The sequence below is a fragment of the Streptomyces sp. NPDC006235 genome (genome assembly GCF_040613735.1).
In the GTDB taxonomy this organism is placed as follows: domain Bacteria; phylum Actinomycetota; class Actinomycetes; order Streptomycetales; family Streptomycetaceae; genus Streptomyces.
Genome location: NZ_JBEXSR010000005.1, coordinates 236507 through 251204 on the forward strand (window position 1 = coordinate 236507; position 14698 = coordinate 251204).

The window sequence follows — 14698 nt, forward strand, 5'->3', positions numbered from 1 at the left end:
TACGAGGAGGACCCCTTGACCACACCTGCTTCCTGGACCGTGGGCGACATCCCCGTCCAACGCATCGACGAGATCCCGCTGCCGCCCGCCATCGGAGCCTGGCTGCTGCCCGACGCCACCCCCGAGGTCGTCGCCGGGCAGGACTGGCTGCGGCCCCACTTCGCCGACGACGAAGGCGTCCTGCGGGCGGACAGCCACAGCTTCGCCTTCACGGCCGGCGGGCTGCGCGTCCTGGTGGACACCGGCATCGGCAACGGCAAGGAGCGGGCCGATCCGGCCTGGCACGACCTGGACACCGACTACCTTCAGCGCCTCACCGCCGCCGGATTCCCCCCAGACTCCGTCGACCTGGTGATCCTCACCCACCTGCACGCCGACCACGTCGGCTGGAACACCCGGGAGGTGAACGGCGCGTGGGTGCCCACCTTCCCGAACGCCCGCTACCTGACCTCCCGCACCGAGCGGGAGTTCTGGGCCGGATACGCCATGGACGAGGCGCGCCGGCAGATGTTCCGCGACTCCGTGATCCCGGTGGAGGAGGCGGGGCTGCTCGACCTCCTCGACGTCCCCGCCGAGGGCCTCGACGTCGTCCCGGGACTGCGTCTGGTGCCGACCCCCGGGCACACCCCCGGCCATGTCGCCGTCGAACTGACCAGCCGGGGACGGACGGCCCTGATCACCGGCGACTGCCTCCACCATCCCGTCCAGCTCGCCCACCCCGGTATCGGCGCCTGCGTCGACATCGACTCCGGACAGGCGGAAGCCTCGCGCCGCGAGCTGCTCGGCGCGCTCGCCGGTACGGACACCCTCCTCCTGGGCACCCACTTCGCACCGCCGACCGCCGGCCGAGTCGTCGCACACGAGGGGGCGTACCGTCTGGCTCCCGCGCCCGCCGAGCCCCGCTGAGCACCCCGGTCACAGGACTTTGCCCATCCTTTACCCTTGGATGGCCACTCGGTTCAGCATGAAAGGTTGTGAGCGTCCGCCCATGGGCGAGCCTCCCAGTACGCGACACCGCGCGTTCCGCCCCGTCCTGGAGAACCATGGAACGGGGGTGAACCGATGACCGAAGTGCTCCTCCTCCTGGCGGCGATCCTGCTCTCGCTCGCCTGTGGCGCCTTCGTGGCGGCCGAGTTCTCCCTCACCACGGTCGAACGCGCCGAGCTGGAGCAGGCGGTGGCGCGCGGCGAGCGGGGCGCGCAGGGCGCCCTGAAGGCCGTACGGAATCTGACGTTCCAGCTCTCCGGCGCACAGCTCGGCATCACGGTCACGAACCTGGTCGTCGGCATGCTCGCCGAGCCGTCGATCGCCGCCCTGATCGCCGGGCCGCTGGAGGACATCGGTGTGTCACGGTCGGCGTCCCACAGCCTGGCGCTGGTGCTGGGCACGGCGCTGTCGACGGTGTTCCTGATGGTCGTCGGCGAGCTGGTGCCCAAGAACTGGGCGATCTCGTCGCCGCTGGCGGTCGCCAAGACGGTGGGCAACGCCCAGCGCTGGTTCAGCGCCGCGTTCCGGCCGTTCATCACGCACCTCAACAACACGGCCAACCGGATCGTGCGCCGCATCGGTGTGGAGCCCGCCGAGGAGCTGGCGTCGGCGCGCGGCCCGCAGGAGCTGGCGGCGCTCGCCCGGCACTCCGCCAAGGAGGGCGTCCTGGAGGCCGACACCGCCGAGCTGTTCGTACGGACACTGAACCTCGCCGACCTGACCGCGGAGAACGTGATGACGCCCCGGGTTCAGGTCGTCGCCCTGGAGGTGCAGGCGACCTTGGAGGACGTGGCGAACGCGACCCGTGCGACCGGCCTGTCCCGGTTCCCCGTCTACCGCGACACCCTCGACTCGGTCGTCGGGACGGCACACGTCAAGGACGTGCTGACGGTCCCGGCGGAGCGCCGGACCCGGATCTTCGTCTCCGAGCTGATGCGCGAGCCGCTGCTGGTCCCGGAGACCCTCACCGTCGACCGGCTCCTGGACCGGCTCTCCGGCAAGCGCACGATGGCCGTGGTGATCGACGAGTACGGCGGCACGGCGGGCGTGGCCACCCTGGAGGACATCGTCGAGGAGGTCGTCGGCGAGGTGCGCGACGAGCACGACCCGCACGAGCTGCCCGACCTCGCGCCGGCCGGCACGGACGAGGCCGGGCACGCCTTGTACTCGGCCGACGGCTCCGCGCGGGTGGACCACCTCGAACGGGTCGGGCTGCGTGCCCCGGAGGGGCCGTACGAGACGCTCGCCGGGCTGGTGGCGACGGTGCTCGGCCGGATACCGGCCGCCGGTGACACCCTCGAGGTCGCCGGCTGGCGGATGGAGGTCCTGGACGCCACCGGACGCCGGGCCGCCCGCGTCCGGCTGCGCGCGCCGCTCGACGACGAGAAGCCCGACGAGAAGGGAGTGGAGCTGTGACCGCCGTCCAGCTGCTGATCGGTCTGGCGACGCTCGTCGTCAACGCCTTCTTCGTCGGCGCCGAGTTCGCGCTGATCTCGGTGCGCCGCAGCCAGATCGAGCCCTACGCCGACCGGGGCGACCGGCGCGCCAAGAGCGTGCTGTGGGGCCTGGAGCACGTGTCCGCGCTGATGGCGGCCGCGCAGCTCGGCATCACGCTGTGCACGCTGGTGCTGGGTGTGGTGGCCGAGCCGGCGATCGCGCACCTGCTGGAGCCGGTGTTCCACGCGATGGGCGTGCCCGAGGGCGCGGGACACGCGGTGTCCTTCGTGATCGCGCTGGCCCTGGCCACGTATCTGCACATGCTGCTCGGCGAGATGGTGCCGAAGAACATCGCGCTCGCCGAGCCGGTGCGCAGCGCGCTGACGCTCGGACCGCCCCTGGTGGCGCTGTCCCGGGCGCTGCGCCCGGTGATCTTCACGGTGAACGCCTTCGCCAACACCTTGCTGAAGCTGCTGCGCGTGGAGGCGCGCGAAGAGGTCGCCGCGTCCTACTCGGACGCCGAGATCGCGCAGATCGTGAAGGACTCCAGCGAGGCCGGCCTCATCGACGACCGCGCCCAGGAGCGGCTGCACGACGCGCTGGAGCTGGGCCGTCGTCCCGTGCGCGACGTGGTGCTGCCGCTGGAGCGCGTGGTGTACGCGCGGGTGGGCGTCACTCCGGACGAGCTGGAGCGGCTGTCGGCGGAGACCGGGTTCTCCCGCTTCCCGGTGGTGGACGAGGGGCGCCGGATCGTCGGCTACCTGCATGTGAAGGACGCGCTGGACGCCGCCGGCCGCGAGGTGCCGTTCCGGCTGCGGGACATGCGGCCCATCGCGCGCGTGCGGGAGCACACGCCGCTGGACGACGTCCTCACCGCGATGCGGGGCAGCCGTACGCACCTCGCGGCCGTCCTCGGGGCGGACGGCCGGATGGCCGGCCTCGTGACCATGGAGGACGTCCTGCGGGAGCTGTTCGGCCAGCGGGCGTGAGGGCCCGGCCCCCCAGGCGCCCCGGACGGGGTGACCGACTGCTGGGTATGTGCACGGGATACTATTTCCGCCGCCATGGACACGAACCCCACCTACAGCAGCCTCGTCGCGGTCGGCGACTCCTTCACCGAGGGCATGTCGGACCTGTTGCCCGACGGCACCTACCGGGGCTGGGCCGATCTCCTCGCCGCGCGGATGGCGGCCCGCACGCCCGGCTTCCGCTACGCCAACCTCGCCGTGCGCGGCAAGCTGATCCGGCAGATCGTCGACGAGCAGGTGGACGTCGCGGCGGCCATGGGCGCCGACGTGATCACCCTGGTCGGCGGGCTCAACGACACCCTGCGGCCCAAGTGCGACATGGTCCGGGTGCGCGCTCTCCTGGAGGAGGCCGTGGAGAAGCTGGCCCCCGCCTGCCGACAGCTCGTGCTGATGCGCAGCCCGGGCCGCCAGGGCCCCGTCCTGGAGCGGTTCCGCCCGCGCATGGAGGAGCTGTTCGCCTGCGTCGACGAACTCGCCGCACGGCACGGCGCGATCGTCGTCGACCTGTACGGCGCCCCCTCGCTCTCCGACCCGCGCATGTGGGACGTTGACCGGCTGCACCTGACGGGCGAGGGCCACCGCCGGGTCGCGGAGGCGGTGTGGCAGGCGCTCGGCTACGAGCCGGAGGACACCGAGTGGCGCACCCCGATGCCCACGACGCTGCCGCCCGGCTGGGTCATGCGGCGCGCGGCGGACCTGCGGTTCGCCAGGCAGCACCTGCTGCCCTGGATAGGCCGCCGCCTGACGGGCCGCTCCTCGGGCGACGGCCTCCCCCCGAAGCGGCCGGAGCTGCTGCCGTACGAGGACCGGGCGTAGGCGGTTCCCGCGGCGGCGCGCGTGGCCGGCGGGCTCGCGGCGGGGGCGCCGACAGGCTCTTGTAGGTTCCCACGAACGCACCCGTCGCGCCGGCCTGCAGGAACCGCCAGTAGAATCCCTCGACGTGACTTCCGCTCCCGCCAAGCCCCGCATCCCGAACGTCCTCGCCGGACGCTACGCCTCCGCCGAGCTCGCCACGCTCTGGTCACCCGAGCAGAAGGTGAGGCTGGAGCGGCAGCTCTGGCTCGCCGTGCTGCGGGCGCAGAAGGACCTCGGGATCGAGGTGCCGGACGCGGCGCTCGCCGACTACGAGCGTGTGCTCGACACCGTCGACCTGGCCTCCATCGCCGAGCGCGAGAAGGTCACGCGGCACGATGTGAAGGCGCGGATCGAGGAGTTCAACGCCCTCGCCGGGCACGAGCACGTGCACAAGGGCATGACCTCCCGCGACCTCACCGAGAACGTCGAGCAGCTCCAGATCCGCCTCTCGCTGGAGCTGATGCGCGACCGTACGGTGGCGGTCCTGGCACGGCTGGGCAAGCTGGCCGGCGAGTACGGCGAGCTGGTCATGGCGGGCCGTTCGCACAACGTGGCCGCGCAGGCCACCACCCTCGGCAAGCGCTTCGCGACCGCCACCGACGAGCTGCTCGTCGCCTACGGAAGGGTCGAGGAGCTGCTGGGCCGCTACCCGCTGCGCGGCATCAAGGGCCCGGTCGGCACCGCGCAGGACATGCTGGACCTGCTGGGCGGGGACGCCGCGAAGCTCGCGGAGCTGGAGCAGCGGATCGCCACGCACCTGGGCTTCTCGCAGGCGTTCACCTCGGTCGGCCAGGTCTACCCGCGCTCGCTCGACTACGAGGTCGTGACGGCGCTGGTGCAGGTGGCGGCGGCGCCGTCGTCGCTGGCGAAGACGATCCGGCTGATGGCCGGGCACGAGCTGGTCACCGAGGGCTTCAAGCCGGGTCAGGTCGGCTCCTCGGCGATGCCGCACAAGATGAACACCCGTTCCTGCGAGCGGGTCAACGGCCTGATGGTGATCCTGCGCGGGTACGCCTCGATGACCGGCGAGCTGGCGGGCGACCAGTGGAACGAGGGCGACGTGTCCTGCTCGGTGGTGCGCCGGGTCGCGCTGCCGGACGCGTTCTTCGCGCTGGACGGTCTGCTGGAGACGTTCCTGACGGTGCTCGACGAGTTCGGCGCGTTCCCGGCGGTCGTGGCGCGGGAGCTGGACCGCTACCTGCCGTTCCTCGCGACCACCAAGGTGCTGATGGGTGCCGTGCGGGCGGGCGTGGGCCGGGAGCTCGCGCACGAGGCGATCAAGGAGAACGCCGTGGCCTCCGCGCTCGCGATGCGCGAGCAGGGCGCCGAGCGCAACGAACTGCTCGACAAGCTGGCCGCCGATACGCGCATTCCGCTCGACCGCGCCGAGCTGGACGCGCTGATGGCCGACAAGCTGTCCTTCACGGGTGCCGCGGGCGACCAGGTCGCCGCCGTCGTCGCCCGGGTCGAGGAGATCGTGAAGCAGCACCCCCAGGCCGCGGGTTACACGCCCGGCGCGATCCTCTGACGCGCCGCACCCGATGCCCCGTTTCACGCCCGAGGAGTTGGAGGCCGCCCGCGACCGCGTCGTGCCGGACGTGGTCGCGGACGGTCTGCGGGTGCTGTTCTGCGGCATAAACCCCGGGCTGATGACGGCCGCGACGGGCCATCACTTCGCCCGCCCCGGCAACCGCTTCTGGCCGGTACTGCACCGCTCCGGGTTCACGCCGCGGCTGCTGAAGCCGTCCGAGCAGCAGGAACTGCTGTCGTACGGGCTCGGCATCACCAACGTCGTGGCCAGGCCGACCGCTCGGGCCGACGAGCTGAGCGCCGAGGAGTACCGGGAAGGCGGGCGACAGCTCGCACTGAAGGTGGGGCGGCTGCGGCCGCGCTGGCTGGCCGTGGTCGGGGTGACGGCGTACCGCGCCGCGTTCGACGACCGGAAGGCCCGGGTCGGGCCGCAGTCGCGGTTGATCGGGGACACACGGGTGTGGGTGCTGCCCAATCCGAGCGGGCTGAACGCGCACTGGACCGCCGAGACGATGGCCGAGGAGTTCGCACGGCTGCGGGAAGCCGCCGAGGGCTGATCCCTCACGGCGGGTCGTCTCCCTTACGGCGGGCCCGACTCCGTTACGGCGGGTCCGTCTCCGTGACCAGGGCCAGCAGCCGGACCCCGCGCGAGGTGTCCCGGTCGGTGACCGCCACGGCGACCCAGCGGCCCGTGCCCTCCACCTCCCACACGTACGCGACGCTCGCGCACGCGCTCAACTCGGCCCACGGCCGGGGTATCTCCTCGCGCTCGGTGCGCAGCAGGACGGTCTGCAGGTTGTAGGGGGACGTGTCGCCCCAGCGTGAGGCAAGAAGCTCGTAGACGGCGTCCCGGTCCTTCTCGTACTGGTCGACCGTCACCGCGTGGAGCGCCGGGTCGTCGTCGGGTGCGGCCTCTAACACCGCGGTGTGCCGGCCGGGTCCGGAGACGCCGACGTCCGACGGGCCGTGCTCCGCCGGAAAGGGGCGGTAGCACAGCTCGTCGATGAGGGCGATGTGCTGTGCGATGTTCATGCGTCCAGTAAACCCGGCGCCACTGACACTTGGCGGCGCGTCAACCTGTTCCCGCCGCCTCGCGGTCAGGCATCCCGGCGGCGCAGGCTCCACCCTCCGGCCAGCAGCGCGGCCGCCGCCCAGAGCGCGGTCACCGCGAGCCCCGACCACGGGCCGAGGGTGCCGTCGTACGTCTCCCTCAGGACCAGCTGTCCCGCCTTGTCGGGAAGGAAGTCGGCGACGGTGCCCGTCGCGTCGCCGATCACGAACGACACGACGAGGATGAACGGGATCAGCAGCGACAGCGTGGCCACGCCGCTGTGCAGCAGGGCGGCGAGTCCGGCGGCGAACAGGGCCATCAGCATGAGGTAGACACCGCAGCCCACGACGCCGCGCACCTGCTCGCCGGTGCCGAGTCCGTCGGCCGCCGGGCCGAGCCCCGCCCGGGCCGCGAGGAGGGCCGCGAGGGCGGTCACCAGTCCTACCAGCAGGGCCGGTACGGCGATGACGGCCGCCTTGGCCGCGAACCACCGGCCGCGCCGCGGAACCGCGGCCAGCGACAGCCGCAGCGCGCCCGACTGGAACTCCGACGACACGGCCATGGCCCCGAACGAGATGGCCGCGATCTGCCCCGGCACGACACCCGACAGGGCCATGTACAGGGGGTCGAAGTCCGGGTCCGACGTCTCGGAGACGCCGGCGATCGCGGAGAACGCCGTGGTCGAGGCGAACAGGGCCAGGAGCGCTCCCGGCAGCGAGCGGAGCGTACGGATCTTCAGCCACTCGGAGCGGAGGACGGGGGCGAGTTCCATGGTCAGGCCTCCTGGGGCTGCGTGGTGAACTCGGCTTCGGCCGAGGTGAGGTCGAAGTAGGCCTGTTCCAACGTGCCCTCCTCGGCGGCGAGTTCGAGGACCGGCACACCCGCTTCGGAGGCGATGCGGCCGACGTCGTCCACGCGTGCGTGGTGCACGGTCCAGTGACCGTCCCCGTGTTCCACGGCGTCATGGCCGTGCCGGGCGAGGGCGCTGCGGAGGGCGGCGGGATCGGAGGTGCGGATGCGGACGCTGGGCTGCACGCGCGCGTGGATGAAGTCCCGCATCGGGGTGTCGGCCAGCAGCCGGCCCCGGCCGAGGACGACGAGGTGGTCCGCGAAGGACGCGGTCTCGTTCATCAGGTGGCTGGAGACCAGGACGGTGCGGCCCTCCCCCGCGAGCCGGCGCAGCAACTGCCGGATCCACACGATGCCCTCCGGGTCGAGTCCGTTGGACGGCTCGTCCAGCATGACCACTCCGGGGTCGCCCAGCAGGGCGGCGGCGATGCCGAGGCGCTGGCGCATGCCCAGGGAGTACGTCCGCACCCGGCGCCGGGACACCGACGCCAGGCCGGTTTCCTCCAGTACCTCGTCGACCCGCCGGTCCGGGATGCGGTTGCTGCTCGCCAGGACACGGAGGTGATCGCGGGCGGTGCGGGAACCGTGCGCGGCCTGAGCGTCGAGCAGGGCGCCCACATGTCGCAGGGGTTCGCGCAGTGTCGCGTAGGGACGGCCGCCGAGGGTGGCGGAGCCGGCGGTCGGCCGGTCGAGGCCGAGCACCAGCCGCATCGTGGTGGACTTCCCGGCGCCGTTGGGGCCGAGGAAGCCGGTGACGCGGCCGGGCAGGACGCGGAAGGTGAGGCCGTCCACGGCCCGTTTGCCGCCGTACTCCTTGGTGAGGTCCTGGACTTCGATGCTGGTCATGGCAGCAGCGTGGCCGGTCGGCCGGGGTGCGGGCCTCCCCCGGCGGTGGAGATCGTCTCCCCCGTGCGGGGGAGGCCCGTTGTCAGTGGCGGCTGGCACGATGACGCCATGGTCCGCATGCTGCGCCCGTTGACGCGGGCGGTGACGTACAAGCGGTGGCTGCACATCGTCGTGGCCGTCGTGTGGCCGTCGCTGTGGATTTTCATCGAGCAGGCGTGGTGGACCCAGGCCACGGCCGCGGTGCTGCTCGGGTTCGCGGGCCTCGTACCGGTCACGCGGGTCGTGGAGGGGTTTCAGGCCCGGCTGCTGCTGACCGGCCATCGGCAAGGCGGTGCGGCGGCGGAGATCGTGACCACCCCGTCGGTCACCTGGGCCGATCGCGGCCGGACGGTGGTGTGGCTGGAGGCGCGGCTGGTCCTCGGCTGGATCGTGGCCCACCTCTCCGTCCAATTGCCCCTCCTCGCGGTCGACTTGCTGACGACGGGGCTGGGTCACGAGCCGGCCGCCGACGGATTCGTGAGCGTCGAGGAGCACCACTGGTGGCACGCCCTGCTCGCACCCGTGCCGCTCCTGCTGCTGGCCGTGGTCGTGGTCTGGTCCGGCCACCTCGTCACCGCGCTGGCCGTGCGGCTCCTCGGCCCGTCACCCGCGGAGCGTCTCGCGGCCCTGGAGGAGCGCACCGAACAGCTCCTGGAACGCACGCGCATCGCCCGCGAGTTGCACGACTCCATCGGCCACGCGCTCACGGTCGCCGTCGTGCAGGCGGGGGCCGCGCGGGCGGCCGGTGACCCGCAGTTCACGGACCGGGCGCTGGTCGCCATCGAGGAGACCGGCCGGGCCGCCCTGGAGGACCTGGAGCGGGTGCTCGGCGTGCTGCGTGAGTCGCGGAAACCCGTGAGCAGCAGACCGACCCTGGTGGACGCCGACCGGCTGCTGGAGTCCGCGCGTGCCTCCGGCGCGAAGGTCGACGCCGAGGTGACCGGGCCCGTGGACACCCTGCCCGGGCCGGTGTCCCGGGAGGGCTACCGGATCCTCCAGGAGGCGCTGACCAATGTGCTGCGGCACGCCGGAACCGTACCCGTCCGGGTCCGCGTGGACGCCGCCGGCCCCATGCTCGTCCTCGCGATACGCAACCCGCTGACGGAGCCGGTACCCGGCCCCGGGCGGGGCAGCGGCCTGCGCGGCATACGTGAGCGCGCCGCCCTGCTCGGCGGGCTGGCCCGGACCGGCCCCGACGAAGGTGACTGGCAGGTTCATGTCGAGCTGCCGTTGAGTTGATCTACGCTGGTCCGATGCCGATCACCGTCCTCCTCGTCGACGACGAACCCCTGGTGCGCGCGGGTCTGCGGGCCGTGCTGGAGGCCCAGCCCGACATCGAGGTCGTGGGGGAGGCCGCGGACGGGGCGGCGGTGATCCCGCTCGTGCGGCAACTGCGGCCCGACGTGGTCGCCATGGACGTACGGATGCCGCTGCTGAACGGTATCGAGGCCACCCGGTCGCTGCTGCGGACGGTCGACGAGCCGCCGCGGATCCTCGTGGTGACGACGTTCGAGAACGACGAGTACGTCTACGAGGCGCTGCGGGCGGGCGCCGACGGGTTCCTGCTGAAGCGGGCCCGGCCGGCCGCGATCGTGCACGCGGTGCGGCTGATCGCCGAGGGCGAGTCGCTGCTGTTCCCGGCCTCGGTACGGCAGCTGGCCGCCGAGTACGGCGACGACGGCGGGAACCGGGCCGCGCGGGCGGCGATGGAGCGGGCCCAGCTGACCGAGCGGGAGGGCGAGGTCCTGCGGCTGATGGCGCGGGGCCTGTCGAACGCCGAGATCGCCGCTCGGCTGGTCGTGGGCACCGAGACCGTGAAGTCGCATGTGAGCGCCGTACTGGCGAAGCTGGGAGCCAGGGACCGCACGCAGGCGGTGATCGCGGCGTACGAGTCGGGGTTCGTGGCGCCGGGGTGATCGGCGGGCACCGTGCCTGGCGCTCGCCGGGGTCCGCCGCGCCGAGTACGATCCGGCCAGACACGCGCACGAGCTGGGAGGACGGACGGTGGGGCGGCTGACCGGCGGGGATCCCTCGCTGCTGCGCAGGATCAACTCCGCGGTGGTGCTGCACGCGCTGCGAGCCACGGACGGCGCGACGCTGACCGAGATCACCCGGGTGACGGGGCTGTCCCGGCCGACCGTCGAGGGTGTCGTCGAAGGGCTCATCGAGGCAGGTCTCGTCGTGGAGAAGGCGGCCGAGGAGGGTGCCGCCCGGCGGCAGGGGCGGCCGGCGCGGCGGTTCCGGTTCCGGGCGGAGGCCGGGCATCTGCTGGGGCTGGAGATCGGCGCGCACCGGGTGGCCGCGCTGCTGGCCGACCTGGACGGCCGGGTGATCGGCTCCCAGGCCAAGGACGTGCCCGAGACGGCGGAGGCCGACGAGCGGCTGGAGCGGCTGCGGGGAACCGTCGCCGAGCTGCTGCGCCGGGCCGGTGTGGCACGCGGCTCGCTGCGCGCGGTGGGCGTGGCGACGCCCGGGATCGTCGAGGCCGATGGCACGGTGCGGCTGAGCACGGCGCTGCCCGGGTGGACGGGGCTGCGGCTGGGCGAGCGGCTCAGCCGGTCGTTCAAGTGCCCGGTCCTGGTCGAGAACGACGCCAACGCGGCGGCCGTCGCCGAGCACTGGAAGGGCGCGGCCACCGAGTCGGACGACGTGGTGTTCGTGCTCGCGGGGCTCAGCCCGGGCGCCGGTTCACTGATCGGGGGCCGGCTGCACCGGGGCTACGGCGGGGCGGCCGGCGAGATCGGCGCACTGCATCTCCTCGGCCGGGAGGTGACGCCGGAGACACTGCTGTCCACCACGGACGAACCCCTCCATCCCCTGGACGAACAGGCCGTCGCCGAGGTCTTCGCGCGGGCCCGCGAGGGCGACCAGCGGGCCCGCGCGGCCGTCGACCGCTTCCTCCAGCGCCTGGTCCACGACGTGGCGGCCCTGGTCCTCGCCCTCGACCCGGAACTGGTCGTCATCGGCGGCTGGGCAGCGGGCCTGGACGGCGTACTGGACCCCCTCCGCCAGGAACTGGCCCGCTACTGCCTGCGCCCGCCGCAGGTGACCCTGTCCCGCCTGGGAGACGCGGCAGTGGCGACAGGTGCCCTGCGTCTGGCCCTGGATCATGTGGAGGAGCAGCTCTTCAGCGTGGAAGGCACGACCACATCACGCCGCTGAGTCCAACGCCCCTCAAGGGGCGCGGGGAACTGCGCGCTCAGCCACAACGCACGCGCAGCCCCCTACGCACCGCACCCCTACGGCGCCAGGCTCAAGACGCCCGCCGCTCCGGCCCGGCGTGGATCTCCACACCCCCCGCATCCCCGAAGGTCAACCGACACGTGTCAGCGCGATACGTCGCGACGGACAACGCGGCCACACACCCCGCGGCCACGAACCGCGTCGTCACCACCAGCACGGGCGCCCCCGGCAGCCGGTCCAGTTCCTTCGCGTCGTCGGCCCCGGCGGAGCCGAGCTCCACCGCGTTCTCCTGCCGGTCCAGCTCCAGCCGCTGCAGCTCGCGCAGCACCGCACGCGCGCGTGCCGACCCGGACGGCGCGTCGATGCCGGAGAGCTCGTGCACCGAGGACTGCGGGATGTAGAGCAGCTCGGCGGCGACAGGCCGGCCCTGCGAGACCCGGGAGCGCCGCACGATGTGCACGGACTCCTCCAGACCGGTCTCGAGCGCCTCGGCGACCGCCGCGGGCGGCACCGCCGCCGTGCAGTCGACGGGCTGCCAGGCGTCCTCCGGGCCGCCCGGCCAGGTGTGCGGGCCGGTGCCCAGGGAGACGCCCATGCGGGGCGGCGCGACGGTCGTGCCGACACCGCGGCGGCGCTGCAGCCTGCCCTCCAGTTCGAGCTGCTCCAGGGCCTGGCGGAGCGTGGCGCGGGCGACGCCGAAGCGGGCCGCGAGGTCGCGCTCGTTGGGGAGGATCTCCCCCACGGAGAACTCCGAGTCGAGCGCTTCACTGAGCACGGTCTTGAGATGCCAGTACTTCGGTTCCGGCACCGATTCCAGCTGCGTGGTCCCCACCCTGTCCTCCGCAATCGCCGTGGTCGGCAGCGTTTTAGCGCCCTTGTTTTTTAAAGGTTGTTTCACTATCTCTGCGACCATAGGGCGGCCCTGATCCTTGGTCAAGACCAATGGCCGGGAACGTTCACGGGACGTGCATGCGCCGCCGTCGCAGGGCTCCCTCGGGGCCGCCTACAGGGCGGCCAGCGAGCGCAGCTTGTCGGGGTTGCGGACGATGTAGACCGCCTGGACGCGGCCGTCGGCGACATCCACCTGGAAGACGGAGTCGGGCTTGTCGCCGGACAGGACCAGCACGGCAGGGCCCCCGTTGAGTTCCAGGAAGCGCAGGGAGAAGTCGGGGACGCCCTTCTGCGCGGCGCCGACGAGGAAGCGGCCCACCTTGTCCGCGGTCTGCAGAACCCGCAGCGGCGCCCGCGACTTGCCGCCGCTGTCGCCGACGAGCCGGACGTCCGGGGCGAGCAGCTCCATCAGCCCTTCGAGATCGCCGTCCGCGGCGGCGGCGAGGAACCGTTCGGTGAGGTCGCGCCGCTGGACCGGGTCGACGTCGTAGCGCGGCCGCCGCTCCTCGACGTGCTTGCGCGCTCGCCCGGCCAGCTGGCGCACCGCCGGTTCGCCGCGGTCGAGCATGGCGGCGATGTCGGCGTACGGGAAGCCGAAGGCCTCGCGCAGCACGAACACCGCCCGCTCCAGCGGCGACAGCGACTCCAGCACGACGAGGACGGCGAGCGAGACGGAGTCCGCGAGCACGGCCCGCTCCGCGGTGTCCGGCACGGTGTCACCGAAGTCGGTGACGTACGGCTCGGGCAGCCAGGGGCCGACGTAGGTCTCCCCGCGGGCCTTGATCTGGCGCAGCCGGTCGATGGCGAGGCGGGTGGTGATCCGTACGAGGTAGCCGCGCGGCTCGTGTACGTCGCCGCGGTCGCTGCCCGACCAGCGCAGCCAGGCCTCCTGCACCACGTCCTCGGCGTCGGCGACGCGGCCCAGCATGCGGTAGGCGACACCCAGCAGGACGGGGCGGTGCGCTTCGAAGACGTCGGTCGCGGTCTCGGTGGTCACGGGTTCCATCCCAGCCCACCGGTTCTGCCCTGTCCAGGCGAAATCGCCCGTATCCCGGCCGGTCGTGGCCGGGAAAGTGGCGACACCTCGGGGCTACCCGCCGGTAGCAATTGCTGACAAGCTGTCTATCGCGTCCGTCAGCGAGTACAGCCTAGGAGCACCGCATGTCCTCCGCCACCGTCTCCTTCAACGTCGCCTCCGCACAGGGCGAGCAGAGCGTGACCCTGTCCTACACGCGTCAGGGCAGCGGCGAACCGTTGCTCCTGCTGCACGGCATCGGCCACCACCGGCAGGTGTGGGACCCGGTGATACCCGCGCTGGCCGCCGAGCGGGACGTGATCGCCGTGGACCTGCCGGGGTGCGGGGAGTCACCGGCTCTCCCGGACGGCATGGCGCACGACCTGCCGACCATGAACACCGTCCTCACGGCGCTGTTCGGGGCGCTCCGGATCGAACGGCCGCACGTGGCGGGCAACTCGCTGGGCGGCCTGCTGGCACTGGACCTGGCCCGGGCTCAGCTCGTCCGCTCCGTCACCGCCCTGTCCCCCGCGGGGTTCTGGAACGATGTCGAGCGCCGTTACGCTTTCACGGTGCTGATGACGATGCGGCAGATAGCCCAGCGGATGCCGCTGCCCGTCGTCGAACGGCTGGCCCGCCCGGCGATCGGCCGCACCCTGCTGACGAGCACCATCTACGCCCGCCCGGGCCGTCGTTCGCCCGAGGCCGTGGTCGCCGAGACGCTCGCGCTGGCCCGGGCGCAGGGGTTCTTTGAGACCCTCCGCTCCGGCAGGACCGTGCAGTTCACCGACGACATCGTCGGCACGCCGGTCACCGTGGCGTGGGGCAGCCGGGACCGGCTGCTGATCCCCCGTCAGGGCGTGCGGGCCAAGAGCATCATCCCCCGCGCCCGGCTGGTACGGCTGCCCGGCTGCGGCCATGTCCCGATGAACGACGACCCGGCGCTGGTCGCCCGGGTCGTCCTCGACGGCAGCCGCTGACCGGCGG

General features: G+C 72.7%; 15 protein-coding genes. 10 read left to right on the forward strand and 5 right to left on the reverse strand.

Features of this window, described 5'->3' with window-relative positions; translation table 11 throughout:
- Positions 1 to 15: 15 nt before the first annotated feature.
- The 6 genes from ABZ192_RS08690 (at position 16) to mug (ending at position 6394) form a co-directional block, all read left to right on the forward strand.
- Positions 16 to 906: an MBL fold metallo-hydrolase gene (locus ABZ192_RS08690; protein WP_356923792.1), complete on the forward strand. Its 891-nt coding sequence runs from the start codon at positions 16 to 18 to the stop codon at positions 904 to 906.
- Positions 907 to 1062: 156 nt separating this feature from the next.
- Positions 1063 to 2403 carry a hemolysin family protein gene (locus tag ABZ192_RS08695; RefSeq protein ID WP_356923793.1) on the forward strand — a complete coding sequence of 447 codons (1341 nt, stop codon included), beginning with the start codon at positions 1063 to 1065 and terminating at the stop codon, positions 2401 to 2403.
- Positions 2400 to 3413 carry a hemolysin family protein gene (locus tag ABZ192_RS08700; protein WP_356923794.1) on the forward strand — a complete coding sequence of 338 codons (1014 nt, stop codon included), beginning with the start codon at positions 2400 to 2402 and terminating at the stop codon, positions 3411 to 3413. The genes ABZ192_RS08695 and ABZ192_RS08700 overlap by 4 nt, the downstream gene beginning before the upstream one ends.
- A 75-nt stretch (positions 3414 to 3488) precedes the next feature.
- Positions 3489 to 4268, forward strand: a complete 780-nt coding sequence (locus tag ABZ192_RS08705) for an SGNH/GDSL hydrolase family protein (RefSeq protein WP_356923795.1) — start codon at positions 3489 to 3491, stop codon at positions 4266 to 4268.
- Between the two features lie 124 nt (positions 4269 to 4392).
- On the forward strand, positions 4393 to 5835 hold the full coding sequence (gene purB, locus ABZ192_RS08710) for an adenylosuccinate lyase (RefSeq protein WP_356923796.1): 1443 nt from the start codon (positions 4393 to 4395) through the stop codon (positions 5833 to 5835).
- A gap of 13 nt (positions 5836 to 5848) precedes the next feature.
- On the forward strand, positions 5849 to 6394 hold the full coding sequence (mug, locus tag ABZ192_RS08715) for a G/U mismatch-specific DNA glycosylase (RefSeq protein WP_356923797.1): 546 nt from the start codon (positions 5849 to 5851) through the stop codon (positions 6392 to 6394).
- Positions 6395 to 6437: 43 nt separating this feature from the next.
- Here mug and ABZ192_RS08720 read toward each other — a convergent pair whose 3' ends face one another.
- From ABZ192_RS08720 to ABZ192_RS08730, 3 genes are all read right to left on the reverse strand, one after another.
- Positions 6438 to 6869 (reverse strand): hypothetical protein, encoded by a 432-nt coding sequence (locus ABZ192_RS08720; protein ID WP_356923798.1) that lies wholly within the window; start codon positions 6867 to 6869, stop codon positions 6438 to 6440.
- Positions 6870 to 6934: 65 nt separating this feature from the next.
- On the reverse strand, positions 6935 to 7660 hold the full coding sequence (locus ABZ192_RS08725; protein WP_356923799.1) for an ABC transporter permease: 726 nt from the start codon (positions 7658 to 7660) through the stop codon (positions 6935 to 6937).
- A gap of 2 nt (positions 7661 to 7662) precedes the next feature.
- The gene (locus tag ABZ192_RS08730) at positions 7663 to 8583 is read right to left on the reverse strand and encodes an ATP-binding cassette domain-containing protein (protein WP_356923800.1); all 921 of its coding nucleotides are present in this window, start codon (positions 8581 to 8583) and stop codon (positions 7663 to 7665) included.
- A 108-nt stretch (positions 8584 to 8691) separates the two neighbouring features.
- Here ABZ192_RS08730 and ABZ192_RS08735 point away from each other — a divergent pair, with 108 nt between their 5' ends.
- From ABZ192_RS08735 to ABZ192_RS08745, 3 genes are all read left to right on the forward strand, one after another.
- Entirely contained in the window at positions 8692 to 9861 is a 1170-nt protein-coding gene (locus tag ABZ192_RS08735; RefSeq protein ID WP_356923801.1) for a histidine kinase, read from the forward strand.
- 14 nt (positions 9862 to 9875) lie between these two features.
- Positions 9876 to 10538, forward strand: a complete 663-nt coding sequence (locus ABZ192_RS08740) for a response regulator transcription factor (protein ID WP_356923802.1) — start codon at positions 9876 to 9878, stop codon at positions 10536 to 10538.
- A gap of 88 nt (positions 10539 to 10626) precedes the next feature.
- Entirely contained in the window at positions 10627 to 11784 is a 1158-nt protein-coding gene (locus ABZ192_RS08745; protein ID WP_356923803.1) for an ROK family transcriptional regulator, read from the forward strand.
- Positions 11785 to 11875: 91 nt separating this feature from the next.
- Here ABZ192_RS08745 and ABZ192_RS08750 read toward each other — a convergent pair whose 3' ends face one another.
- Positions 11876 to 12637, reverse strand: a complete 762-nt coding sequence (locus tag ABZ192_RS08750) for a GntR family transcriptional regulator (RefSeq protein ID WP_356923804.1) — start codon at positions 12635 to 12637, stop codon at positions 11876 to 11878.
- 171 nt (positions 12638 to 12808) lie between these two features.
- Positions 12809 to 13693: an RNA polymerase sigma-70 factor gene (locus ABZ192_RS08755; protein ID WP_356923805.1), complete on the reverse strand. Its 885-nt coding sequence runs from the start codon at positions 13691 to 13693 to the stop codon at positions 12809 to 12811.
- Between the two features lie 164 nt (positions 13694 to 13857).
- On the opposite strand from ABZ192_RS08755, the gene ABZ192_RS08760 reads away from it, so the two are divergent.
- A complete protein-coding gene (locus ABZ192_RS08760) occupies positions 13858 to 14691 on the forward strand; it encodes an alpha/beta fold hydrolase (protein ID WP_356923806.1) in 834 nt (277 codons plus the stop codon).
- Positions 14692 to 14698: the final 7 nt, after the last annotated feature.

Excerpts from the sequence above, each read along its gene's own strand:
- ABZ192_RS08730 (WP_356923800.1), bottom strand. The coding sequence starts at position 8,583 with ATGACCAGCATCGAAGTCCAGGACCTCACCAAGGAGTACGGCGGCAAA.
- ABZ192_RS08695 (WP_356923793.1), top strand. The coding sequence starts at position 1,063 with ATGACCGAAGTGCTCCTCCTCCTGGCGGCGATCCTGCTCTCGCTCGCC.
- ABZ192_RS08720 (WP_356923798.1), bottom strand. The coding sequence starts at position 6,869 with ATGAACATCGCACAGCACATCGCCCTCATCGACGAGCTGTGCTACCGC.
- ABZ192_RS08760 (WP_356923806.1), top strand. The coding sequence starts at position 13,858 with ATGTCCTCCGCCACCGTCTCCTTCAACGTCGCCTCCGCACAGGGCGAG.
- ABZ192_RS08740 (WP_356923802.1), top strand. The coding sequence starts at position 9,876 with ATGCCGATCACCGTCCTCCTCGTCGACGACGAACCCCTGGTGCGCGCG.
- mug (WP_356923797.1), top strand. The coding sequence starts at position 5,849 with ATGCCCCGTTTCACGCCCGAGGAGTTGGAGGCCGCCCGCGACCGCGTC.
- ABZ192_RS08735 (WP_356923801.1), top strand. The coding sequence starts at position 8,692 with ATGGTCCGCATGCTGCGCCCGTTGACGCGGGCGGTGACGTACAAGCGG.
- ABZ192_RS08725 (WP_356923799.1), bottom strand. The coding sequence starts at position 7,660 with ATGGAACTCGCCCCCGTCCTCCGCTCCGAGTGGCTGAAGATCCGTACG.
- ABZ192_RS08705 (WP_356923795.1), top strand. The coding sequence starts at position 3,489 with ATGGACACGAACCCCACCTACAGCAGCCTCGTCGCGGTCGGCGACTCC.